The organism is Pseudoalteromonas sp. Z1A2 (assembly GCF_011378755.1).
Lineage (GTDB): Bacteria > Pseudomonadota > Gammaproteobacteria > Enterobacterales > Alteromonadaceae > Pseudoalteromonas > Pseudoalteromonas distincta.
Genome location: NZ_WTKX01000002.1, coordinates 11,626 through 34,957 on the forward strand (window position 1 = coordinate 11,626; position 23,332 = coordinate 34,957).

Genomic DNA, 23,332 nt, shown 5'->3' on the forward strand with positions numbered 1-23,332 from the left:
TCAGTTACTTAGAGACGAAACTAGGAAAAAGCCTTATCGCTTAGCTCTTCTTGCATTTGCTCGCGCATTTTAAATTTTTGCAGTTTACCTGTTACTGTCATTGGGTAGTTTTCTACAAAGCGGATATGTCGTGGCATTTTAAAGTAGGCTAGTTTGTCTTTTAAAAACTCACGAATTGCTTGCTCATCAAGCACAGCGTCTTCTTTTGGTTGGATCCAAGCGCACACTTCCTCGCCATACTTTTCATCGGTTATACCAAATATGGCAGCATCTTGAATGCCAGGGTAGGTGTAAAGTACTTCTTCTATTTCTCGAGGGTAAATGTTTTCGCCGCCGCGAATAATCATATCTTTTATACGCCCAACAATCGTGACAAACCCTTCTGTATCCATGACACCTAAATCGCCAGAGTGCAGCCACCCTTCGTCATCTATAGTGGCTTTTGTTTTAGCTTCGTCATTCCAATAGCAGCGCATTATGCCTGCACCTTTACTACACACTTCGCCAGGTTGACCAATTTTTTGAATGTTACCCAGCTCGTCAATTATTTTAACCTCGGTATGAGCAAGGGCGCGGCCAACCGTCGTTACTTGCCGCTCAATTGAAGAGTCTGTTTCGGTAATGTTGTTTATGGGGCTGCACTCGGTTTGCCCGTAAGCAATCAGTACTTGATGCATGTTCATTTGTGTTTGTACTTTGCGCATTACTTGCTCTGGGCATGTAGAGCCTGCCATTACACCCGTGCGTAAAGTGCTTAGGTCATAATCGGTAAAATTACTCAGCTCAAGCTCACTAATAAACATAGTAGGTACGCCGTGCAGCGCTGTACATCCTTCTTGTTGAACTACATCGAGTGTGGTTTTTGCATCGAACGAATCACTAGGATAAATGGCTGCTGCACCTTTACTAACACACAATAAGCTACCCAATACCATTGCAAAGCAATGATATAACGGGATAGGGATACATAACTTGTCATCGCTCGTAAAGTGCATAGATTCGGCGACGAATAGCGCATTATTTAAAATGTTTTTATGAGTGAGCGTTGCGCCTTTTGGGTTACCTGTTGTGCCTGATGTAAATTGTATATTGATGTCTTGCTCAGCATTTAAGTTTGCACCTATTGCTTTTAATTCAAGCTCATGTGCTGATGTTGGCAAGTTAATAACATCATTAAAAGAGTACATACCAGGAGATGCTTCATCGCCAATGCGGATTATATTTTTAAGAGTGGGTAGTGCTTTTAAATTAAGTGTGTCTTTATCGCAAGTTGCAAGTTCTGGCGCTAAAAAATTAAGCATTTCTAAGTAATCACTGCCTTTAAAATTTGATGCTGTGATCAGAGTAGAGCATTCAACACTATTTAAAGCATATTGTAATTCGTTAGGACGATATGCAGGGTTGATACAAACCATTATTGCGCCAATTTTTGCCGTTGCAAATTGGGTTAAGCACCACTCAATATTATTAGGAGACCAAATACCAACGCGCTCACCTGGTTTTACGCCAAGGGCAAGTAACCCCTTCGCAAGCTGATTAACTTTTTTTTGAAATTCTTTATACGTTAATCTAATACCTTGGTGATGAACTACAACAGCTAACGCCTTTGGGTTTTGTCGACAATAAAGTCAAAGTACTCGCCTATAGTTGAATTTGTTAAAGGTGTGCTTTGTATACCTTTAAAGTAGCTTTGAGCTAACGGAAAGTGATTTATTTTCTCTACTTCTTTTACCGCAATAGTGTGTGTGCATTGCTCTCTCCATGAAAATGTGTGTGAGTTATGTAAACTACAAAGTTAAAATAAACACATATTGTCGACAAAGAGAAGTGCAGTTAGACTAATGTATTATTAGATTAATAAAAGCTAATACTACTTTTTAGACACAAAAAAACGCGTCTTACAATGTAAGTACGCGTTTTTAAACGAGTAATAAGTTTACATTTCGTCGCTGCGGTATGTTTTTTTCATGATGTAAACGTAAGCGTTTACAAAAGCATTTTCTTGGTACTTTTTAAGGCCTGTTTCTTCAAAATCAATAGGGATGGGGTTGCGTTTTAACTGCTCTTTAACTTCAGTTGTAGTAAATAAACGTACATCTAAGTTGTCGATTAATTGAATTGCAGTTTCCATTTTAAAGCCTTTTGCACTGCCAGCAAATTTACCTTTAGGCTGACGCTCACGAATTGCAACAGAATCAATTTGGTAATCTTGCATTAATTTTGCAAAATCGAATTGAAATTTACGCATTACTTCAGTGTCGTTACCGTTACCTAAGGTAAAGCGTGTTTGGCGCACATCGCGAATATCAAATACGTCATTATCTTTACTTAAAATACAAAGTAGTACATCACTACCGGTAATTTCTACACCACATGTTCTCATGTTTATTCTCTAAAATAACTTAATTACGCAGTATTATACGCAACGCACATTAAAATGCGAGTGTGGGTATAGTTGTAGGCGCGTAATTAATGCATTGATGCTTTTATATTTTAATAAAATGATTTTTTTGCTTTAAAAGCTACATTTTGTGGATAAAACGGGTGGATTTCACCCCTTTAAACTTGTAATTAAATGCGCGGCACGCGACAATATATCTTTGTAGTTGAATAGACTCCTCATCTACATATATTAGTCAATGCTTATTCGTAAAAGCGTTGTCGAGTCATTCTCATTTAATTTATTAAAAATACACGTGATACATTGTAGGTGTCACCACTGTAGCAAGGATTTATAATGCCAGTTATTACTCTTCCAGACGGAAGTCAACGTAGTTTTGAAAACCCTGTAAGCACGCTTGATGTTGCAAACGACATTGGTCCTGGTTTAGCTAAAGCGACCATTGCGGGCCGTGTAAATGGTGACCGTGTTGATGCATGTGATAAAATTTGTGAAGACTCTCGTCTTGAGATCATTACCGCTAAAGACGACGACGGACTTGAAATCATTCGTCACTCTTGTGCTCACTTAATCGGTCATGCAGTTAAGCAACTTTTCCCAGACGCAAAAATGGCAATTGGTCCTACCATTGATAACGGTTTTTACTACGATATCGATATGGAACACTCATTATCACAAGATGATCTTGAAGCAATTGAAAAGCGTATGCTGCAACTTGCAAAAACCAACTACGACGTAGTGAAAAAAACAGTAAGCTGGCAAGAAGCACGCGATACATTTGAAGCGCGTGGCGAAACATACAAAATAGAAATTTTGGACGAAAACATCGCTAAAGATGACCGTCCTGGGTTATATCATCACGAAGAATATGTAGACATGTGTCGTGGACCTCACGTTCCTAACATGAAATTTTGCCAAAACTTTAAAATAATGAAAGTGGCGGGTGCATATTGGCGTGGTGATTCAGAAAACAAAATGCTACAACGCATTTACGGCACCGCGTGGGGCGATAAAAAGCAACTTAAAGCGTATTTAAAGCGCCTTGAAGAAGCTGAAAAACGCGATCACCGTCGTATTGGTAAAGCGCTTGATTTATGGCATTGGCAAGAAGAAGCGCCAGGCATGGTATTTTGGCACAACGATGGTTGGAGCATTTACCGCGAGCTTGAAGAATTTGTACGTGAAAAATTACGCGAATATGAGTACGAAGAAGTAAAAGGTCCAATGATGATGGACCGTTCACTTTGGGAAAAATCAGGTCACTGGGAAAAATATTCAGAAGCAATGTTTACCACTGAGTCTGAAAAACGTGAATACGCAATTAAACCAATGAACTGCCCTGGTCACGTACAAATCTTTAACCAAGGTTTAAAATCGTACCGTGATTTACCACTTCGTATGGCTGAATTTGGTTGTTGTCACCGTAATGAACCATCAGGTGCACTACACGGTTTAATGCGTGTACGTGGCTTTACACAAGATGACGCTCACATTTTCTGTACTGAAGAGCAGATAATGGACGAAGTGTCAGCGTGTATTAAGATGGTTTATGATACATATGAAACATTCGGATTTGAGAAGATTGTAGTTAAGCTATCTACTCGCCCAGAACAACGCATTGGTGAAGACCATATGTGGGATAAAGCAGAGCTTGCTTTAGCTGATGCACTTAAGCTAAACGATATTGAATTTGATTATCTTCCGGGCGAAGGCGCGTTTTACGGTCCGAAGATTGAATTTACTTTGTACGATTGTTTAGACAGAGCGTGGCAGTGTGGTACAGTGCAATTAGACTTTGCATTACCGGGTCGTTTAGGTGCTACTTATGTGGCAGAAAATAACGAGCGTCGTACACCTGTAATGATACATCGTGCTATTTTAGGTTCTATTGAACGCTTTATTGGCATTTTAACTGAAGAGTACGCTGGTTTATTCCCAACGTGGCTTGCGCCTAAGCAAGTGGTAATTATGAATATTACCGATAAACAGGCTCCTTATGTTAAAGAAGTTGTACAAAAATTAAATAAACTTGGAATTAGAGCCGCTGCTGACTTGAGAAATGAGAAGATTGGCTTTAAAATCCGTGAGCATACACTGAAGCGTATTCCATATTTACTTGTTGTTGGCGATAAAGAAGTTGAACAGCAAGAAGTAGCAGTGCGTACTCGCACAGGTGAAGACCTTGGCAAATTTAATGTTGATGATTTTGTAGCTAAAATTAGTGAAGAAATTAAAAATCGACAGTAAAAATCGAGCGTGTAAGGCATTAACAAACAGCCATTTACACGCTTATATTATTGATATTCTTGGAGGAACGTACTATTAGAGGCGGCAAGAAAGGGCAACAAACAGCTCAAAAAAATCGTATTAACGAAGAAATTACAGCGCAAGAAGTTCGTTTAATTGACATTGAAGGCGAACAAGCTGGAATTCAGTCATTACAAGACGCGCAAACTATGGCCGATGCAGCGGGTGTTGATCTTGTTGAGATCAGTCCAAACGCTGAGCCGCCTGTTTGTAGAATCATGGACTACGGTAAGTTCATCTTTGAAAAAAGCAAAGAACTAAAAGAGCAGAAGAAGAAGCAAAAGCAAATCCAGATAAAAGAAATCAAATTCCGTCCTGGTACGGATGAAGGTGATTATCAGGTTAAGCTTCGCAACTTACGTAAGTTCTTAGAAGCTGGCGATAAAGCTAAGATTACTATCCGCTTCCGTGGTCGTGAAATGGCTCACCAAGAAATTGGTATAGAATTATTAAACCGTATCAAAGCCGATTTAGAAGAGCTTGCAGTAGTTGAGTCTTTCCCAAATCGTGTTGAAGGCCGCCAAATGGTTATGATGATGGCGCCTGTTGCTAAAAAATAATTTTTAAGCGATAATACGCACCGAAATTAGCTCAGGTCTGCAAGCAATATGCGAATATTCACCTGAGTTAACCGGTCTTAAAGCAAGATTGCGGCATTTATGTTGGGTCTTCACCGGAACATGGCAGTAAGTTAGGCCTAAAAGTGGAGCTATAGAAATATATCTCACGCCTGCTTACTAATTTAAAAGCAATACAATTGGAGTTATTGCAATGGCTTATAAGCTAAAAAGTCACAGTGGCGCTGCTAAGCGTTTCAAAAAGACTGCTTCTGGCGGTTTCAAGCGTAAACAAGCGCATCTTCGTCATATTCTGACTAAGAAAACTTCTAAGCGTAAGTTACACCTACGTCCTAAGATGATGGTTCATAAAAATGACCATGGTCTAGTTTCACGTATGTTACCGTTCGCTTAATAGGGGTTTTTAGAAATGGCAAGAGTTAAACGCGGCGTTGTCGCACGTGCACGTCACAAAAAAGTTTTAAAACAAGCAAAAGGTTACTACGGAGCACGTTCACGTGTTTACCGCGTAGCTTTCCAGGCTGTTACTAAAGCGGGTCAATACGCTTACCGTGACCGTCGTGCGAAGAAACGTACTTTCCGTCAATTATGGATTGCACGTATCAATGCTGCTTCACGTCAAAATGGTCTGTCTTACAGCCGTTTTATCAATGGTCTTAAAAAGACTTCTGTAGAAATCGATCGTAAGATCCTTGCAGATATCGCTGTTTACGACCAAGTTGCATTCGCAGCGCTTGTAGAAAAAGCAAAAGAAGGCCTAGCCGCTTAAGCTTTTTTATATAAGTATTAAAAAGGAGCCTATGGCTCCTTTTTTTGTGCCTGTAATTTAGTAACTTAAACCAATGAGTAATACCAATTCGCTTAATTAAAGGATCTATTTTGAGAGCGTAAAAACGTATTGATAGCTAGGCAAAAAATTCGCTATTTAGTTGTTCTCGGCAATTGCTTCTGCATTGCTCTACCTTCTGCATCCATGCAGTCGTAAATGAGAGTTTTTTAACGCAGGTAGCGACATGTTTAGCCCCGCAAAATGATTAAGTATTACTGCGGATTGGTATAATATTTAATAAGGTTATAAAGCCTAAAAATACAGGTGCGAATGAGTGAGATGTATTTGGCTGCATTTTTTTGTTGAATCACCGCAGTTTCCTCATTATAAAAAATTTAGTTGATATAATTTATATAATTAAGGCGTTTGTTAGAGAATTTTATGTTTGCAAGTTTACTAATTTTATCTGCAAGTGTGGCGTATGACGCACACTTACCTCCACTCATTGAGTGGCAGGGGAAAAGCGTAGAGCTTTTACAAAAACAAGGGCCGTTAACTACTGACTTTGAGTTATCTGCAGGTGAAGCGTCGCCCGATTATGCAAATACAATGGCATTTGTTGATAGGTTAGTTGCTGCAAACCCTACTCAGTTTCAATCTCAAACCATTGGCTATAGTAATAGTAAACGTGCAATAAAAATGCTAATTGCCAGTGAGCAAGGTTTTTTTGAAGCAAGGCAAATGGCTAATAGCACTAAGCCAACTATTTTTATTCAGGCAGGAATACATTCTGGTGAAATAGACGGTAAAGATGCCATGTTCATGTTACTCAGAGATATAGCGACGGGTAAGCGCCGTGACATTTTAAAAAAGGTAAACATATTATTTATTCCTATTTTAAATGTAGATGGTCACGAACGTAGCAGTGCATTCAATCGCATTAATCAACGGGGCCCTGCAAAAATGGGCTTTAGAACAAATGCTAATAACCTTAATTTAAATCGTGATTTTACTAAATTAGATACCCCAGAAGTTAGAAGTGTTTTAAAGGTTATTAACGACTACAACCCAAATTTATACATTGATGTACACGTTACCGACGGCGCAGATTACCAATACGATGTGACTTATGGTTACAATCCGGTATTTTCGAGCGAATCGCCTGCGGTATCGGATACATTAAACCAGTTTTTTAAACCTCTCATTGACGATACGCTAGCGAAGCAAGGACACATCCCAGGACCACTTGTTTTTGTTATGGATAAACGCGACTTTAAAAAAGGGTTAGCGGGATGGGTTGCTACGCCACGTTTTTCAAATGGTTGGGGGGATTTAAAGTCATTGCCGACTATTTTAGTCGAAAATCATTCATTGAAGCCTTACAAGCAACGTGTATTGGGAACTTATGTATTTTTAGATGGTGCTATTACTGCGCTATCAAAGCACAGTCATGAATTAGCTAATGCAGTAAAAAAAGAACAAGAATTTGTTCCTAAACACTTAATTGTAAAGCGTGGCTATGCCAAACAAGCAGATACTATTGCACAGTTTAAAGGCATTGAATATTCATCAAGCATGAATTCACTTTCGGGTCAAAATGAAGTGAAGTATTTGGGTAAAGCACATACATATACTGACTTATCTATTTATTGGCAAAAAGATGTACAACATACAGTTGAAGTACCTAAAGCTTTTTTTATTCCGCCTGTATATCGCAATATAATTAAGAAACTAAAGTTACATGGTGTCTCTATTAATAAACTTGAAGGGGCAAACACACAGCCTTTGAAAGTTGCAAAGGTGGCAGACTACACGTTTGATAAAGCACCATTTGAAGGGCGTTTTAGAGTATCAGCAACTTTTGATTACGTCCCTGCTATAAATGTAGATTTAGATGGTTGGTACCAAGTAAATACCCAACAAAAAGCAGGCGAATTAGCGGTTCATTTATTGCACCCGGAAGCCCCTGATTCATTTTTTGCGTGGGGTGAGTTTAATACTATTTTTCAGCGTACTGAATATATGGAAAACTATGCGCTAATTCCGTATGCACGCCAAATGCTAAAAGATAACCCAAAGCTTGCGCTTAAGTTTGATGAAAAACTTAAAGATAAATCATTCGCGAGTGACGCAGAGGCACGATTAAATTGGTTATATGAGCAAAGTCCATTTTATGATCAAGCGTACTTAAAGTATCCAATACTTATGTCATTCGAAGAAGAAGTTGTTATCCCGGATCAAAAAAGTAAAGAAATTTAATATGCAAATTATAACCATACTCGTCACTGCATTTGCACAAAATAGTCGTATTATTTGGTGTAGTGAAACTAAACAAGCCGTAGTCATAGACCCAGGTGGCGACCCTGATAAAATAGTAGCAGCCCTTAATGAGCATAAACTAGCATTAAGTGCTATTTGGTTAACGCACGGGCATTTAGATCATGTGGGTGGGGCTGATATTCTACGTAATCAATTTAACGTACAAATTATTGGCCCACAAAAAGATGAGCACTTCTGGTTTGAAAACTTACCTATGCAAGCACAAATGTTCGGGTTTAAACCCATTGAGCCTTTTTATCCGGATATTTGGCTAAACCATAACGATACCGTGAGCGTAGGTAAACTTAGCTTTTTAGTGAAGCATTGCCCAGGGCATACACCTGGTCATATTGTGTTTTATCAACAAGAGAATGAATGCGTTATTGTAGGTGATGTTATTTTTAAAGGCTCAGTAGGGCGCACTGACTTCCCTAAGGGGAACAGTGAACAACTTATAGAGTCGATTAAGACGCATATTTTAACCTTACCTGATAATACTAAAATACTGGCAGGACATGGTAGCGACACTACGGTGGGATTTGAAAAGAAAACAAATCCTTTTGTGAGTGGTAAGTTTGGTTAAGTTACTTATTTTAAGTTTACAAACTGCATAAACATTAAAAATAAGCAGACTGAGTTTTAAAATGGTTGTATAATTTAACCAGTTTATTTGATAAATAAGAAATAAAATGTCTCTAAATCACGTAGATCGCCAAATATTGGCACTTTTACAACAAGATGCTAGTTTATCAACCGCAGAAATTGCAGATAAAGTAGGCTTGTCTCAATCTCCATGCTGGCGTCGAATCGCTAAGCTAGAGCAAGATGGTTATATAAAAAGCAAAGTGGCTCTTTTAGATGAGAAAAAACTTGGCTTTGATATGCTTGTATATGCACATGTGCGTTTATCAAATCACGGTAAAAAGAATCTTGCTGAGTTTGAAAAGCTGATCATGAGCTACGACGAGGTAACAGAGTGTTACACTATGGCTGGTACCATGGACTTTATGCTACGCATAATTTCACAAGGCATAGAAGGGTATGAGCATTTTGTGCGCGATAATTTACTAAGCTTAGAATACGTTCAAGAAGTACATTCTAATGTAACAATGACATGTGTAAAACGCAGTACTTCCCTTCCTTTGTAAAAGCACTTCTTTTAAAAGCTAAACCATTTTTAGTTTAGCTTAACCACATAATGACAATTGTTAACTGAGCGCTAATTTGGTAGAATTTAGCGCTTTTTTTGATACCCATTACACCATTTGAGGACCTCAATGTTTAACTTACTCAGTAGGGCGCCTAGCTCTGCTAAAAACGATATTCTATCTGGATTAACTGTGGCGTTAGCCTTAGTCCCAGAAGCAGTTGCGTTTGCATTTGTTGCAAATGTAGAACCTTTGGTTGGTCTATATGCCGCGTTTATCGTTGGTTTAATTACGGCTATTTTTGGTGGTCGCCCTGGTATGATTTCAGGTGCAACCGGTGCACTAGCTGTTGTCATGGTAAGTTTAGTGCTTGATCATGGTGTTGAGTATCTATTTGCAACTGTGTTGCTGATGGGAATACTGCAAATTCTCGCGGGTGTATTTAAGCTCGGTAAGTTTATCCGTATGGTTCCTCATCCGGTAATGCTTGGATTTGTAAACGGGTTAGCAATTGTTATATTTTTAGCTCAGCTAGGGCAGTTTAAAGTGCCAGACGGTATGGGCGGACAAGAATGGATGACAGGTAATCCATTATTTATCATGCTTGGCTTAGTTGCATTAACCATGGCAATAATCCACTTTTTGCCAAAATTGACTACAGCAGTGCCTTCATCTCTAGTTGCTATTGTAACTGTAACTGGATTAGTGATTGGGTTTGATTTAGAGGCGCATACAGTATTAGATTTCTTAAAAGGAATGACAGGCGACGAAGCTGCAACAATCGCTGGCGGCTTACCTGAATTTCATATTCCTATGGTGCCGTTTACTTTCGAAACGCTACAAATTATTTTTCCTTATGCACTTATTTTAGCGGCTATTGGTTTAATTGAATCTTTATTAACGCTTAGCTTAATTGATGAGATTACAGAAACCCGTGGTCATAGTAATAAAGAATGTATTGGTCAAGGTGCTGCAAATATTACCTGCGGTATGTTTGGTGCAATGGGTGGTTGTGCAATGATTGGTCAATCAATGATCAATATAAATTCAGGTGGTCGCTCTCGTTTATCAGGTATAAGCGCTGCACTTATGCTACTTGGTTTTATTATTTTTGCCTCTAGCTTAATTGAAATGATCCCATTAGCTGCACTTGTTGGTGTTATGTTTATGGTAGTACTTGGTACATTTGAATGGGCAAGCTTTAAAATGATGAAGCGCGTACCATTATCTGATGCATTTGTAATTGTTCTTGTGTCGGGCGTGACTGTTATTACTGATTTAGCGATTGCTGTATGTGTGGGTGTTATTGTATCGGCTCTAGTCTTTGCTTGGCAGCATGCGAAGCAGATATATACAACTAACTACATTGATCAGGAAGGCGCTAAGGTGTACGAACTACATGGCCCGTTATTCTTTGGCTCTGTTAAAAACTTTTCTGAGTTATTCGATGTGAAAAATGATCCTAAAAATGTGATTGTTGAATTTAAACACAGCCGCGTATCTGACCACAGTGCAATAGAAGCAATTGATACACTTGCTGACAAATACACAAAAGCAGGTAAACAACTTCATTTACGTCACTTAAGTAAAGACTGTACGCAGTTGCTTCATAAAGCACGAGGTTTAGTTGAAGTGAATGTGATTGAAGATCCAACCTACAAAGTAGCATCAGATAAACTAGCTTAATTTACACAAGGCTATTGATATTTAAAAAGCGGAAGGCGGATAACCTTTCGCTTTTTTAGTGTCTCGACTATTTGTTTGCGGTAAGACTCTTAAAAAGCAAGGCAAGCTGTAGTGCTATGCAAACTCATAAATCTATATAATAAGACTACCTAATTTTGTGAAAATTAGCCCTACATAGGTAAAAATAATAAAAATAACAAACGCCTATTTTATGGAATTAGTTTTAACCATACGGAGTAAACATCTATTTTGAACTGGCAATCTTTAGTCGATAACAGGCAACGTTTTTTTTGGCTTTTGCAAATCGCGGGCTGGATTGGTTACGCGTTAGTAAATTATATCGGCTCTAAAGTATTTGAAATGCGTGATATATACGTATTTGTTATTTTATTGAATGCTTACGCTGGTTGTTTGATGACAGTGCCGCTTAGGTATATTTACCGTAAAATTTGGAATGCCTCGCCCTGGGTGTTAATGATTGTAGTATTTGGTGCCTCTTATATAACGGGCACTCTATGGGCTGTCGTTCAAAAATTCAATCTATGGGAAATATACCGCCATGGTTATAGACCAGAGGAGTGGTTTTACTACCTGCAGCAAGGTTTAGATTCTGTATATATTATTTTATGTTGGAGTGGTTTGTACTTTGGCGTTAAATATTATCAGTTATTACAAAGTGAGCGACAAAAAGCGTTAAAGGCCACAACGATGGCACACGAAGCGCAACTAAAAATGCTCAGGTATCAGCTCAACCCCCATTTTCTATTCAATACACTTAACGCTATTTCTACTTTAATTTTGGTTAAAGAAAACAAAGATGCTAACTTAATGGTAGCAAGGTTAAGTGACTTTTTACGTTACACACTTAATACCGATCCAATTAAAAAAGTACCGCTTGAGCAAGAGCTACATGCTCTCATGCTTTATTTAGAAATAGAGCGCGTCCGTTTTGATGAGCGATTGAAAGTAAATGTAGATATTAGCGAGCAAGCAAAAGAGGCTTTAGTACCGAGCTTAATTTTGCAACCAATTATAGAAAACGCGATTAAATATGCCATTGCCCACCTGACAGAAGGTGGTGTAATTGATATTAAAGCACAAGTATTTGCGAATGAATTATTACTAGAAGTGGGTGACAACGGCCCAGGCACTGAAATACTTGATGGCCAATTAGTCAACGCTCAAGGTGTCGGTGTTGCTAACACCAAAGATAGATTAAAAACGTTGTATGAAAATAATTATTCGTTTGTATTATCACATAATACGCCAAGTGGATTAAAAGTTAATCTGCGAGTACCTTTTGAGAAGGCTGTGAAAAATGACTAAAATAAAAACTCTCATTGTTGATGATGAACCGTTAGCGCGAAAAGGTTTAGCGGTAAGACTTGAAGAATATTCTGATATTGAAGTAATTAAATTGTGTAGTTCAGGCGCTGATGCAATTGAAATGTGCCAAAGCGAGAAAATCGATTTGGTTTTTTTAGATATTCAGATGCCAGGTATGAATGGCTTTGAGGTGGCAAGAGCGCTTAGCGAGAGTACAAAAGTACTACCTGCTATTGTATTTGTAACTGCTTTTGATCAGTTTGCTGTAAAAGCATTTGAAATTCATGCTCTCGATTACATTTTAAAACCCGTTGATGATAACAGATTAAAACAGGCGGTAGAAAAAGTGCATACTTATTTAAAAACGCAGCAAGACAACGCCCATAAGAAAAAACTAGCGAGTTTTGTAGCCGGTATTACTGGTAATAATTGCGAAGAAATATTAAAAAAATTAGCCACTGGCGATACCTTAACAGATAGACGTTACCCAGAATCGCTTGCAGTAAAAGAGCAGGGTGAAATTATACGGGTACCTGTAGCGACTATCCAATGGGTTGATGCTGCAGGTGACTATATGTGTTTACACTGTGAAGATGGACAAACGCATATACTTCGTAAAACAATGAAAGAGCTTGAGCAAGAGCTAGACCCTCAGTTATTTGTGCGTGTACACCGCAGTGCAATAGTAAATACAAAACAAATTAGTAAGCTGGTTACACAAGTAAGTGGCGAGTATTTATTAGTACTTGAAAACGGACAAGAATTAAAAGTGAGCCGTAGCTACCGAGATAAGGTTAAAGCGGCATTAGCAAGTTAAAGCCAACGCTCTTATTACAGGCACAAAAAATGCGAGCTAAGCTCGCATTTTTTATATTTAGTAATTATGCAACAGTTACAATTTTCATAGTGTTAGTTGCGCCCACAGTTTCCATTGAGTCACCGTGAGTAATAATTACTGTATCGCCAGACTGTAAAGAACCTTGAGAAACTAAAGTATCAAGTGCCGCTTTTACCATACCGTCTTTTTCAGTTTTTGTAGAATCAAAAAATACTGGGTAAACACCACGATAAAGTGCTGTTTGACCTAATGTACTCGCATGGCGTGAAAGCGAGTAGATTGGTAAGCCAGAGCTGATACGTGACATTAATTTAGCCGTGCTACCAGATTCAGTAAGCGTGATGATAGCTTTAACAGAATCTAAGTGATTAGCTGCATACATAGCAGAAAGTGCGATAGATTCTGCATTGTTAGAAAAACGACTATCTAAACGATGCTTAGAAACATGCGTTTCTTTTTGAGATTCAGCACCTAAACAAACACGTGCCATAGTTGCAACAGTTTCTTCAGGGTAATCACCAGCAGCTGTTTCAGCTGAAAGCATTACAGCATCTGTTCCATCAAGAACAGCATTTGCAACATCCATAACTTCTGCACGTGTAGGCATAGGGTTATCGATCATCGATTCCATCATTTGCGTTGCTGTTACTACAGTACGGTTTAATGAACGAGCACGACGAATAATTAGTTTTTGCTTGCCCATAAGAGCTGCATCACCAATTTCAACACCTAAATCACCACGAGCAACCATTACAGCGTCAGACGCTAGAATGATGTCATCAACAGCTTCTTGTGTTTCAACGGCTTCAGCACGTTCAATTTTTGCAAGTAGTTGTGCTTTTGAACCAGCAGCTTCAGCAAGTGAGCGTACGTAGCGCATATCGTCGCCACTACGTGGGAATGATACGGCAATGTAATCTACGTCAATTTCAGCGGCAGTTATTAAATCTTCTTTATCTTTTTCAGTAAATGCTGGAGCAGTTAAGCCACCACCTAAACGGTTAATACCTTTATTGTTAGATAAAACACCGCCAACAGTTACAGTACAATGTACTAAGTGTCCAGCTACTTCATCAACAGTTAGTTGAATAAGGCCGTCATTTAGGAGTAGTAAGTCGTTAGGGCTAACATCGTTAGGTAGTTCTTTATAATCAATACCTACAGAGTTAACATCGCCTTCGCCTTTTTCCATTTTTGCATCAAGAGTGAACTTTGCACCCACAGCAAGCGTTACCTTAGCTTCTTTAAAAGTAGAAACGCGGATTTTAGGGCCTTGAAGGTCAGCAAGGATAGCAATATGCTTGCCTAATTTTTTTGCAATATCGCGTACAGCTTGCGCACGGTCTTTATGATCTTGGGCAACACCATGTGAGAAGTTTAAACGTACTACATTAGCCCCAGCGATAATAATTTTTTCTAAGTTGTTATCTCTATCGGTAGCAGGTCCAAGGGTAGCAACTATTTTCGTGCGTCTTAGCATCAATTTCTCCTGTTTGCTTGGTGAAAGCATGTTGACGTTATTTTGTTGAATTAAAATATCTATATTAGATTAAAATATTTTAACTATGTGCAAACTTCAAAGGTTTGCCACTATTTTATACAAAACTATTGTGTCATCATTATGACACCGGTGTCAGAATGCGTCAATGATCTTAATTTCAATTAGCGTTGCTTTTAGTCACCCCGAGAGCATTGATGTTTGATATAATTACGTAGCTTATTTATCTGTAATAAAAAAGCATGTTGTATGGGCTCATAGTTAGTATTTTATGACTGTATGAGTATAATGCACGCGGTATTATTTAATTTATACACTGAATTTTCTAACCAAATAGTTGTTACCGAGGAGGACACTAGATGCAAGTTGCATTAGTAGGGTTAGGCGTTATGGGAAAAAATCTTGCCCTAAACTTGATTGAAAAAGGGATAACGCTAGTCGCTTATGATAAAAACCCACATGCGGGTGAAGAGTTACTAAGTTGTGCCAAATCACAAGGCATGGCTGATAGGCTTCACATTGTCTCTGATTTAAGTGACATGGTAAGGCGTTTAGAGGCACCTCGTTCTATTTTATTACTTGTACCTGCTGGTGAGTTAGTTGATACAGTTTGTAATGAACTTGTAGAGGCCGGCGTTAATTGTGACGATATGATAGTCGATTGCGGTAATAGTAATTATAAAGACGGTATAACGCGTAAACTCAAATACCAAAATAAATTTGAATTTGCCACTATGGGAATTTCTGGCGGTGCAGAAGGCGCTCGCCATGGTCCTGCAATGATGGCAAGTGGTTCTGAAGGTGGTTGGGAACGTATTGAGCCATGGTTTGAAAAAGTAGCTGCTAGCTATAATGGCGACTCGTGTTTTGCACGTGTTGGCCAATCAGCAAGTGGTCATTTTGTAAAAATGGTTCACAACGGTATTGAATACGCACTGATGCAACTTATTGCAGAAGTGTACCAATTACTTCGTTTAGGTACTAATCGTTCTCCAAAAGAAGTAGCTGAGATATTTAATGACTGGTCAGAAGGTCAATTAAATAGTTACTTACTGTCTATTTCTAGCCATATATTGTCACTTGAAAATCATAATAATGTACCGCTTGCGGACTTAATTGATAATAAAGTTGGCGCTAAAGGTACTGGTCTTTGGACTGCGCAAAATGCACTCGAACTTGGTATTGCTGTCCCTTCACTTGTTGCTGCTGTTCAAGCTCGTCATTTAACTAATGCATGTAACACAACGGCTGCACAAGAGATGACATATGCATCTAAATCAACGAACAATGTTGAAATTGATTTAGAAGAGCTAAAAGACGCGTTCTTACTTGCAAGCTTACTTGCGTATCGTCAAGGTTTAGCGCTAATCAAAGGTGCATCACGTACTCATCAGTGGAAAGTAGATTTATCTAAAACGCTTCAAACGTGGCGCGCTGGTTGTATAATCCGTGCTGACTACCTTGATAGCGTTGCACAAGGTGTTGAATTTATTGACACTCTTGAAAAAGAGTCTAACTCTTTGCGAAAAATTACCAGTCAAGCAATAATGACTGGTTTAGCATTCCCTGTATTGGGAGCTACACAAACGTATTTAGCAACATTAACTACACCGAGTAATGGGCATTTAGTTCAAGCCCAGCGTGATTACTTTGGTGAGCACGGCATAAAAACCCACAGTGGTGAAATGTGTCATTTAACTGATTTAGTAGATATAGACGCTAAAGTTAGATAAAAAACAGTTGTTTAAAACGATAAAGGCACGCTATTTAGCGTGCCTTTTGTATTTTTAGCCTGTAAAAATTAACGGCTCAACTCACCACGTAAGTTATCTTGCATTAAATGACGAATCGTTTCGACTTCAAGCTTTTGGCTAAATAAATAATGTAACTTAGTTAAACATGCTTCAAGGGTCATATCATACCCACTTATTACACCAATATTTAATAGCGCATTACCTGTTGCATAGCCACCCATGTTTACATGACCTTTTAAACACTGAGTTAAGTTAACAATTACGACGCCACGTTTACTTGCTTCTTCGAGTATTGACAAAAAGCTCGGATCTTGTGGTGCATTACCTACACCAAAACTCAGTAGCACCAGTGATTTGATATTGCCATTGACCAAGCTTTTAACTACCTCTTGGCTAATGCCAGGATACAAATAAAGCACCCCGATAGGTTGAGGTGTAATAGGTGTAACTTGCAGCTCATTTTCAACATATGGGCTAAGCTGACCTTTAATAAGTTGAATATTAATACCTGATAACGCTAAGGGGTCTAGATTCGGCGAGGCAAAAGCATTAAACCCATCCGCGTGTGCTTTAGTTGCTCTATTACCTCTAAACAGTTGGTTATTAAAAAAGAGACTTACTTCAGCAATAGGATAATTTGCAGCTAAATACATGGCATTAAGTAAGTTTACTTGGCCATCAGAACGTAATTGTGAGAGCGGAATTTGTGAGCCGGTTACAATCACAGGTTTAGTCAAATTTTCGAACATAAATGACAGCGCTGAGGCTGTATACGCCATAGTATCAGTGCCATGGAGCACCACAAAACCATCATAATCTTGGTATTTATCTTTGATATCATTAGCAATGAGTTGCCAATGCTCTGGTGACATGTCTGAAGAATCTATAAGAGGGCAGTATTCGTGAATATCAAACAAAGGCATTTCATCACGATTAAATTCTGCGTTATTCACTACGGTTTCCGTTAAAAAACCTTCAGCCGGAATATAGCCTCGACTCGATTTTTTCATACCTATAGTACCGCCAGTATAAGCGATATAAATGCGTTTACGTTTCATAAAAAAAGCCCAGTAAAAAAACTGGGCCTAGTATAACGTTAAGCAGCTTTAAATACAGCTGATTAGGTGAAGCTATGCACTTTTATTGTGCAACGTTACACACTAAACAGCGTGCGTATACACCTTGTGGATCGTTGTAATCTTTAAGGTTTTCAACTTCAGTACTTAATTGGTTAATAACACTTTGTAAATTAGCTTGTGTTGCTAACACAGATGTTTTTTGTGTTTGCAAACCAAGCATAGATTTAATAGACGCATTACCAAAAATGTTTTGGATCATTTTTTCTTGCGAGCTTAAATCTTGTTTAATAGTTTTAACTTCATAATGATTAAGCTTGGCAAGTGCAGCAGCGGCTTCAATCGCACCTTGTTTGTCGCCTAGCTTATCAACCAAACCTAGTTCAAGTGCTTGAGATGCAATCCATACACGGCCTTGGGCAATTTTGTCAACCTGCTCAGGCGTCATATTACGCGCATCAGCAACAACATTTAAAAAGCGTCCGTATGCTTCCTCAACGTTCATTTGAATTACTTGACCCATTTTTTCATTTAGTGGACGAGTGATAGAAAAGCCAGCCATTTCGGTTGTTGCAACGCCATCTGAATAAACACCAATTTTCGATAAGGTTTTCTCAAATGTCATAAAGGTACCAAATACACCAATTGAGCCTGTAATTGTACTTGGTGCTGCCCAAATTTCGTTTGCAGCAGAGGCAATCCAATAACCACCTGATGCAGCCACAGAACTCATTGAAGCAATAACAGGTTTACCAGCAGCCTTAAGGGCTAATACTTCAGCACGAATAACTTCAGAGGCAAACATACTACCGCCACCAGAGTCGATACGTAGTACAACCGCTTTAACTTTATCATCAAGGCGTGCTTTACGAAGTAGGGCAGCTGTAGAGTCACCCCCAATTTCGCCCGCTTTACGCTCACCATCAACAATCGTACCTTTAGCAACAACTACCGCTACTTTTTCGGTAATAGGGTTATCAATTTCAATAGGCGGTTTAATTAAGCTTAAGTATTCACGAAATGAAACTTGCTTAAATGTCTTACCATCTTCTTGTGTGCCCACTAAATCAATTAATTGTTTGCGAACTTGCTGATTTGTTTTTAAAGAGTCAACCCACTGGTGATCAAGTGCATATTTACCTGCATCGCCATCGGCAGCTTTCATTTTTTCTAGATATACGTCCATTGTTTCGTCAAAATTTGACTCATCAAACGGGCGAACAGCGGCAACATCTTGTTTGTATTCGCTCCAAAGAGCGCCCAACCAAACGCGGTTAGCTTCTTTAGCTGCATCGGACATGTCGTTACGAATAAAAGGTTCTACTGCTGACTTAAATGTACCAACACGGAAAATATGCTGCGTTACTTCAAGCTTTTCAAGTGCATCTTTAAAGTAAAGCGGGTACATGCCATAACCTTCAATACCTACGCTGCCGTATGGGTGCATAGCTATTTCGTCAGCATGCGATGCAATATAGTATTGCGCTTGAGTATAGTAATAACCCGATGCAATTACTTTTTTGCCAGCTTGCTTGAAGGCATCAATAGCCTTTGTAATTTGCTTAAGTTTATTTAAATGTGCTTTAGGCATCTCTTGTAAATCAAGCAATATCACCGTGATACGATCGTCTTTAGTCGCCTCGTTTATTACTTCAACAATATCGTCGAGTAATATTTCGCTTGGTGCTTCAGAACCAGAAGTTGCATCACTAATTGCGGCTTCAACTGGGTCTATATATGTTTTCTCTTCAACAATAGGGCCATTTAAGTTAAGCCTAAGTACAGAGCCATTTTCAACTATTATTTGATCATCGTCACTTGAGAGTGACACAAAGAAAACAATTACCAGTAATAAAAACAAAATGTTTAGTATTAAGCGACGAGAAAAATTAATTCCAGCCCAAATACCTTTAAATACCTTTGCTATCAAAATAGCTCCTTAATTTGGTACAGTTAATACATTAGTCCCATCTTAGCTTAGAATAAAAATAAATTTAACTGCTAAATCGTAACGAAGTGTTTATGAACCTATATAAACGTAAGTTTTTACTGCTATTTTTAATTAAATGCATGCACATATTGCTTATTACTTGCCATTAAAGCAGAATTAGCTAATGTATACAGGTTAGACCAGTTAACGGGGCACAAGATGTTAGAACAACAATTACAACTAAAACACACACAATTACGTAACCGCTTAGTTATGGGCTCAATGCATACAGGTCTTGAAGAGGGCTGGCATAACCGCAAACGCTTATGCGCATTTTATGAAGCACGTGCAAAAGGTGGCACCGCGATGTTAATTACAGGCGGATACAGCCCTAATTTACGTGGCAAGCTAACACCTATTTCTTCCTCATTTAATAGTTATTACGATGTGTTTAAGCATCGCGCTTACACAGATGCTGTGCATAAACACGGTGGAAAAATTTGTTTGCAATTATTACATGCTGGACGTTATGCATACCATCCTTTCAATCAAGCACCAAGTGCAATAAAAGCACCTATTAATCCTTATAAACCTAAAGCGATGTCGCTTGGCTCGATTAAAAAAACAATTAAAGACTTTGCGCATTCTGCCTATATGGCTGAAAAAGCCGGCTACGATGGCGTAGAAGTCATGGGTTCTGAAGGGTATTTGATTAATGAATTTATGGCGCCGCACACCAATAAACGCGATGATGAGTTTGGTGGCAGCTTAGAAAATAGAATGCGACTTGCACTTGAAATAGTTAAAGCTGTAAGAGCAAAAGTATCTGAAAAATTCTTAATTATTTTTAGATTGTCGGTCATTGATTTGATTCCAAACGGTTCAACACCAGAGGAAGTTGTTATTCAGGCTACCGAACTTGAAAAAGCGGGTGTTGATATATTTAACACTGGTATTGGTTGGCACGAAGCGCGTGTACCGACTATTGCGAGTATGGTGCCACCGGGTGCATTTAAAGAAGCATCAAAACGTTTAAAAGACGTGGTGAGCGTGCCAGTTATTGCTGTTAACCGAATTAATACTCCAGAAATTGCTAACGATATTTTAAATGCAGGCGAGGCTGATTTAATTTCGATGGCACGTCCGTTATTGGCTGATCCTGAGTTTTTTAATAAGTATGTAAACAATCAATCTAAACAAATTAATATTTGTATTGGCTGTAACCAGGGTTGTCTAGATCACGTATTTAAAAATAAACGTGCTACGTGTTTAGTTAATCCACAAGCTGCATTTGAGCTAGATTACCCGCTAGAGCAAGCAGCCAAAGCTAAAAATGTATTAGTTGTCGGTGCAGGTCCTGCTGGTTTATCAGCAAGTTGTTACTTGGCTCAAAAAGGGCATAACGTCACGTTAATTGATCAAAAATCGCAAATGGGCGGTCAATTTAATTTAGCCATGCAGATACCGGGTAAAGAAGACTTTAACCATACACTTACTTACTTCACAAATGAGCTCGAGCGATTAAAAGTAACAGTGGAGCTTGGTAAAGCTTACGACGATTCAATGCTTAAAGATTATGATGATATTGTTTTTGCAACAGGCGTTAGGCCGCGTGAAGCCTCTATTAAATGTAGTGATGATAAGCGTGTGTTTGCTTATGACGAAGTCATACGCGGCGAAGTAGAATTGGGCAAATCAATCGCTATTTTAGGTGCTGGCGGTATTGGTTTTGATATGGTTGCTTTTTTAAGTGAACATAAATCACAATCCATTAGCGAGTTTAAAACGCAATGGGGGATTGAGTGTGATGCACAACCTCATAAAGACGAGCGCCAATTGTATATGTTAAAACGAAGTTCGGGTCGTTTTGGTAGTGAGCTTGGTAAAACCACTGGTTGGATACATCGCCAAGTTGCTAAACAGCATGGTGTTAAACAAATTGCTGACTGCCAATATCAAATTTTTGATAAAAATGGGTTAACAATTAATGTTGCTGGAGAAGTTCAAGTACTGCCGGTAGATACTGTTATTGCGTGTATTGGTCAGGTTTCTAATAGTGAAGTACTAGAAGGTTACACAGATAACGCAAAAGTGCATGTGATAGGCGGAGCTAAATTGGCTGCTGCAATTGATGCTAAACGCGCTATTTTTGAAGCCCTACAAGTGGCGAGAAGTATTTAACCTTTGTAAATAAATTGAAATAGTTTATCAATTTATACGGTCTTTGTTGTTTATAGTCTATAACTTAATAAACATTGAACACACAGGATACGCATGAATAAACTAATCAGTTTTTATAACACAATATTGGGTAAACTATCGTTTTTAGATGGTTTACCTGCTTTACTATTTCGCTTAATTTTAGCTCCTGTTATGATCATCGCAGGTTATAACAAACTTGCTATAAGCACTGAAAAAGAAGGCTTTCTAAATAACTTTTTAGCATCTCCTGATGTCGTTCAATGGTTTGGTAATAGTGAATGGGGTTTAGGCTTACCGTTTCCTGATTTACTCGCTTTCTTAGCTGGATGGAGTGAATTTTTAGGTGGTTGGTTGTTATTATTTGGCCTTTTAACTCGCTTAGTCAGTATCCCGCTTATGTTCACAATGGTTGTAGCGGCTACTTCAGTACATTGGCATAACGGGTGGTTTGCAATAGCGCCGACTAATCCAGAAACAAGTGCTGCGCAAGTACTTGATTGGCTATCTATCCCTGGTGCAAAAGAAAGCCTCGAAAACTCATTAGAAGTACAAGACAGGATAGGGAAAATTCTAGGCTTAGTTGAAGAGCATGGCTTTCCTGATTACCTATACGAAAAAGGTAAACCATCTATTTTAAATAATGGCATAGAATTTTCGGCAATTTATTTTGCTATGCTCCTAAGTTTATTTTTTATGGGCGGTGGGCGTTTTGTTAGTATTGATTACTGGTTAAAGCGAAACGTTATAAAAAAATAACGCATTAAATGTATTTTATTAACGGCTGCATAGTTGACCCTTTGCGGCCGTTTTGCATTTTTAATTTCTCGGTATTTATTATTTAAGGTTTTAAATGTTACTCTATCGTTTTGAATTTTGAGGAATCGTTATGAACGCTATCGAGCTTTTACTTACCCGCCAATCAGACTCTAAACTAACAGAGCCGGGTCCTACGCCTGAGCAGCTCGACATAATTAAGCAAGCAGCATTACGTGTTCCTGATCATGGCTGTATAGCACCGTGGCAGTTCATCATTGCTCAAGGTGATGCACGCAATAAACTGGGTGAAATTTACCATCAAAGTGCAGTGGCAGAGCAACAGACAGAAAAAGTAATTAACCGTGCTAAAGAGCTTCCCCTTCGTGCGCCTATGATTGTAATAGCAATTGCTAAATATCAAGAACACCCAAAAGTTCCTCGTATCGAGCAAGTACAAAGTGCAGGCTGTAGTGTATTAGCAATGCAACAAGCTGCATTTGCTCAAGGTTTAGGTGGTGTTTGGCGCACAGGTTACTTTGCACAAAGTAGAGCAGTCAAAAAAGCGCTTAACTTACATGAGCAAGATGAAATTGTAGGGTACTTATACATTGGTACTCCTCAAGTCGAGTGTAAAAAGCCACCTCGCCATAAACCAGAACATTATTTTAGTAATTTGTGAATAGTATGAACTTTATGCAATTTGCATAGTCATAATTCATTAAGGTTACCAAGAGTAATATAAAA

General features: G+C 38.6%; 18 protein-coding genes and 1 pseudogene. 14 read left to right on the forward strand and 5 right to left on the reverse strand.

Features of this window, described 5'->3' with window-relative positions:
• Positions 1 to 20: 20 nt before the first annotated feature.
• Together GQR47_RS01485 and GQR47_RS01490 are read right to left on the reverse strand one after the other, a co-directional pair.
• Positions 21 to 1,738: pseudogene (locus GQR47_RS01485) on the reverse strand (AMP-binding protein).
• Between the two features lie 198 nt (positions 1,739 to 1,936).
• Positions 1,937 to 2,383: a DUF3010 family protein gene (locus tag GQR47_RS01490; protein WP_002960715.1), complete on the reverse strand. Its 447-nt coding sequence runs from the start codon at positions 2,381 to 2,383 to the stop codon at positions 1,937 to 1,939.
• 354 nt (positions 2,384 to 2,737) lie between these two features.
• On the opposite strand from GQR47_RS01490, the gene thrS reads away from it, so the two are divergent.
• From thrS to GQR47_RS01540, 10 genes are all read left to right on the forward strand, one after another.
• Entirely contained in the window at positions 2,738 to 4,648 is a 1,911-nt protein-coding gene (gene thrS, locus GQR47_RS01495; protein ID WP_024606251.1) for a threonine--tRNA ligase, read from the forward strand.
• A 59-nt stretch (positions 4,649 to 4,707) separates the two neighbouring features.
• Positions 4,708 to 5,268, forward strand: a complete 561-nt coding sequence (gene infC / locus GQR47_RS01500) for a translation initiation factor IF-3 (RefSeq protein WP_002960714.1) — start codon at positions 4,708 to 4,710, stop codon at positions 5,266 to 5,268.
• 211 nt (positions 5,269 to 5,479) lie between these two features.
• Positions 5,480 to 5,680, forward strand: coding sequence for a 50S ribosomal protein L35 (gene rpmI / locus GQR47_RS01505; RefSeq protein ID WP_002960713.1), 201 nt, complete (start codon positions 5,480 to 5,482; stop codon positions 5,678 to 5,680).
• A 15-nt stretch (positions 5,681 to 5,695) separates the two neighbouring features.
• On the forward strand, positions 5,696 to 6,055 hold the full coding sequence (rplT, locus tag GQR47_RS01510; protein WP_002960711.1) for a 50S ribosomal protein L20: 360 nt from the start codon (positions 5,696 to 5,698) through the stop codon (positions 6,053 to 6,055).
• A 441-nt stretch (positions 6,056 to 6,496) separates the two neighbouring features.
• Positions 6,497 to 8,314 (forward strand): M14 family metallopeptidase, encoded by a 1,818-nt coding sequence (locus GQR47_RS01515; RefSeq protein WP_165723411.1) that lies wholly within the window; start codon positions 6,497 to 6,499, stop codon positions 8,312 to 8,314.
• A 1-nt stretch (position 8,315) separates the two neighbouring features.
• The gene (locus GQR47_RS01520) at positions 8,316 to 8,957 is read left to right on the forward strand and encodes an MBL fold metallo-hydrolase (protein WP_024606253.1); all 642 of its coding nucleotides are present in this window, start codon (positions 8,316 to 8,318) and stop codon (positions 8,955 to 8,957) included.
• A gap of 106 nt (positions 8,958 to 9,063) precedes the next feature.
• Positions 9,064 to 9,522, forward strand: a complete 459-nt coding sequence (locus GQR47_RS01525) for an Lrp/AsnC family transcriptional regulator (RefSeq protein ID WP_002960703.1) — start codon at positions 9,064 to 9,066, stop codon at positions 9,520 to 9,522.
• Positions 9,523 to 9,651: 129 nt separating this feature from the next.
• A complete protein-coding gene (locus GQR47_RS01530; RefSeq protein WP_165723412.1) occupies positions 9,652 to 11,208 on the forward strand; it encodes a SulP family inorganic anion transporter in 1,557 nt (518 codons plus the stop codon).
• Positions 11,209 to 11,457: 249 nt separating this feature from the next.
• Positions 11,458 to 12,534: a histidine kinase gene (locus GQR47_RS01535; RefSeq protein WP_024596641.1), complete on the forward strand. Its 1,077-nt coding sequence runs from the start codon at positions 11,458 to 11,460 to the stop codon at positions 12,532 to 12,534.
• Positions 12,527 to 13,351 carry a LytTR family DNA-binding domain-containing protein gene (locus GQR47_RS01540; RefSeq protein WP_024596642.1) on the forward strand — a complete coding sequence of 275 codons (825 nt, stop codon included), beginning with the start codon at positions 12,527 to 12,529 and terminating at the stop codon, positions 13,349 to 13,351. Before GQR47_RS01535 ends, GQR47_RS01540 begins: the two co-directional genes overlap by 8 nt.
• A 64-nt stretch (positions 13,352 to 13,415) precedes the next feature.
• Here the strand turns inward: GQR47_RS01540 and pyk are convergent, their stop codons facing one another.
• Positions 13,416 to 14,852, reverse strand: a complete 1,437-nt coding sequence (gene pyk / locus GQR47_RS01545; protein WP_165723413.1) for a pyruvate kinase — start codon at positions 14,850 to 14,852, stop codon at positions 13,416 to 13,418.
• A 377-nt stretch (positions 14,853 to 15,229) separates the two neighbouring features.
• On the opposite strand from pyk, the gene gndA reads away from it, so the two are divergent.
• Positions 15,230 to 16,603: an NADP-dependent phosphogluconate dehydrogenase gene (gndA, locus tag GQR47_RS01550; protein ID WP_165723414.1), complete on the forward strand. Its 1,374-nt coding sequence runs from the start codon at positions 15,230 to 15,232 to the stop codon at positions 16,601 to 16,603.
• Positions 16,604 to 16,671: 68 nt separating this feature from the next.
• On the opposite strand, the gene ansA is transcribed toward gndA, so the two are convergent.
• Together ansA and sppA are read right to left on the reverse strand one after the other, a co-directional pair.
• Positions 16,672 to 17,682, reverse strand: coding sequence for an asparaginase (ansA, locus tag GQR47_RS01555; RefSeq protein ID WP_002962901.1), 1,011 nt, complete (start codon positions 17,680 to 17,682; stop codon positions 16,672 to 16,674).
• 82 nt (positions 17,683 to 17,764) lie between these two features.
• Positions 17,765 to 19,630: a signal peptide peptidase SppA gene (gene sppA / locus GQR47_RS01560; protein ID WP_039489813.1), complete on the reverse strand. Its 1,866-nt coding sequence runs from the start codon at positions 19,628 to 19,630 to the stop codon at positions 17,765 to 17,767.
• A gap of 219 nt (positions 19,631 to 19,849) precedes the next feature.
• On the opposite strand from sppA, the gene GQR47_RS01565 reads away from it, so the two are divergent.
• The 3 genes from GQR47_RS01565 to GQR47_RS01575 all read left to right on the forward strand — a co-directional run bounded on the left by GQR47_RS01565 (position 19,850) and on the right by GQR47_RS01575 (position 23,267).
• Positions 19,850 to 21,811 carry an NADPH-dependent 2,4-dienoyl-CoA reductase gene (locus tag GQR47_RS01565; RefSeq protein ID WP_165723415.1) on the forward strand — a complete coding sequence of 654 codons (1,962 nt, stop codon included), beginning with the start codon at positions 19,850 to 19,852 and terminating at the stop codon, positions 21,809 to 21,811.
• Between the two features lie 93 nt (positions 21,812 to 21,904).
• The gene (locus tag GQR47_RS01570) at positions 21,905 to 22,588 is read left to right on the forward strand and encodes a DoxX family protein (RefSeq protein WP_165723416.1); all 684 of its coding nucleotides are present in this window, start codon (positions 21,905 to 21,907) and stop codon (positions 22,586 to 22,588) included.
• A 130-nt stretch (positions 22,589 to 22,718) separates the two neighbouring features.
• Positions 22,719 to 23,267 (forward strand): NAD(P)H nitroreductase, encoded by a 549-nt coding sequence (locus GQR47_RS01575; RefSeq protein WP_165723417.1) that lies wholly within the window; start codon positions 22,719 to 22,721, stop codon positions 23,265 to 23,267.
• The last annotated feature ends 65 nt before the right edge of the window (positions 23,268 to 23,332 follow it).

Excerpts from the sequence above, each read along its gene's own strand:
- GQR47_RS01490 (WP_002960715.1), bottom strand. The coding sequence starts at position 2,383 with ATGAGAACATGTGGTGTAGAAATTACCGGTAGTGATGTACTACTTTGT.
- thrS (WP_024606251.1), top strand. The coding sequence starts at position 2,738 with ATGCCAGTTATTACTCTTCCAGACGGAAGTCAACGTAGTTTTGAAAAC.
- rpmI (WP_002960713.1), top strand. The coding sequence starts at position 5,480 with ATGGCTTATAAGCTAAAAAGTCACAGTGGCGCTGCTAAGCGTTTCAAA.
- rplT (WP_002960711.1), top strand. The coding sequence starts at position 5,696 with ATGGCAAGAGTTAAACGCGGCGTTGTCGCACGTGCACGTCACAAAAAA.
- GQR47_RS01515 (WP_165723411.1), top strand. The coding sequence starts at position 6,497 with ATGTTTGCAAGTTTACTAATTTTATCTGCAAGTGTGGCGTATGACGCA.
- GQR47_RS01520 (WP_024606253.1), top strand. The coding sequence starts at position 8,316 with ATGCAAATTATAACCATACTCGTCACTGCATTTGCACAAAATAGTCGT.
- GQR47_RS01525 (WP_002960703.1), top strand. The coding sequence starts at position 9,064 with ATGTCTCTAAATCACGTAGATCGCCAAATATTGGCACTTTTACAACAA.
- GQR47_RS01530 (WP_165723412.1), top strand. The coding sequence starts at position 9,652 with ATGTTTAACTTACTCAGTAGGGCGCCTAGCTCTGCTAAAAACGATATT.
- GQR47_RS01540 (WP_024596642.1), top strand. The coding sequence starts at position 12,527 with ATGACTAAAATAAAAACTCTCATTGTTGATGATGAACCGTTAGCGCGA.
- pyk (WP_165723413.1), bottom strand. The coding sequence starts at position 14,852 with ATGCTAAGACGCACGAAAATAGTTGCTACCCTTGGACCTGCTACCGAT.
- gndA (WP_165723414.1), top strand. The coding sequence starts at position 15,230 with ATGCAAGTTGCATTAGTAGGGTTAGGCGTTATGGGAAAAAATCTTGCC.
- ansA (WP_002962901.1), bottom strand. The coding sequence starts at position 17,682 with ATGAAACGTAAACGCATTTATATCGCTTATACTGGCGGTACTATAGGT.
- GQR47_RS01565 (WP_165723415.1), top strand. The coding sequence starts at position 19,850 with ATGTTAGAACAACAATTACAACTAAAACACACACAATTACGTAACCGC.
- GQR47_RS01570 (WP_165723416.1), top strand. The coding sequence starts at position 21,905 with ATGAATAAACTAATCAGTTTTTATAACACAATATTGGGTAAACTATCG.
- GQR47_RS01575 (WP_165723417.1), top strand. The coding sequence starts at position 22,719 with ATGAACGCTATCGAGCTTTTACTTACCCGCCAATCAGACTCTAAACTA.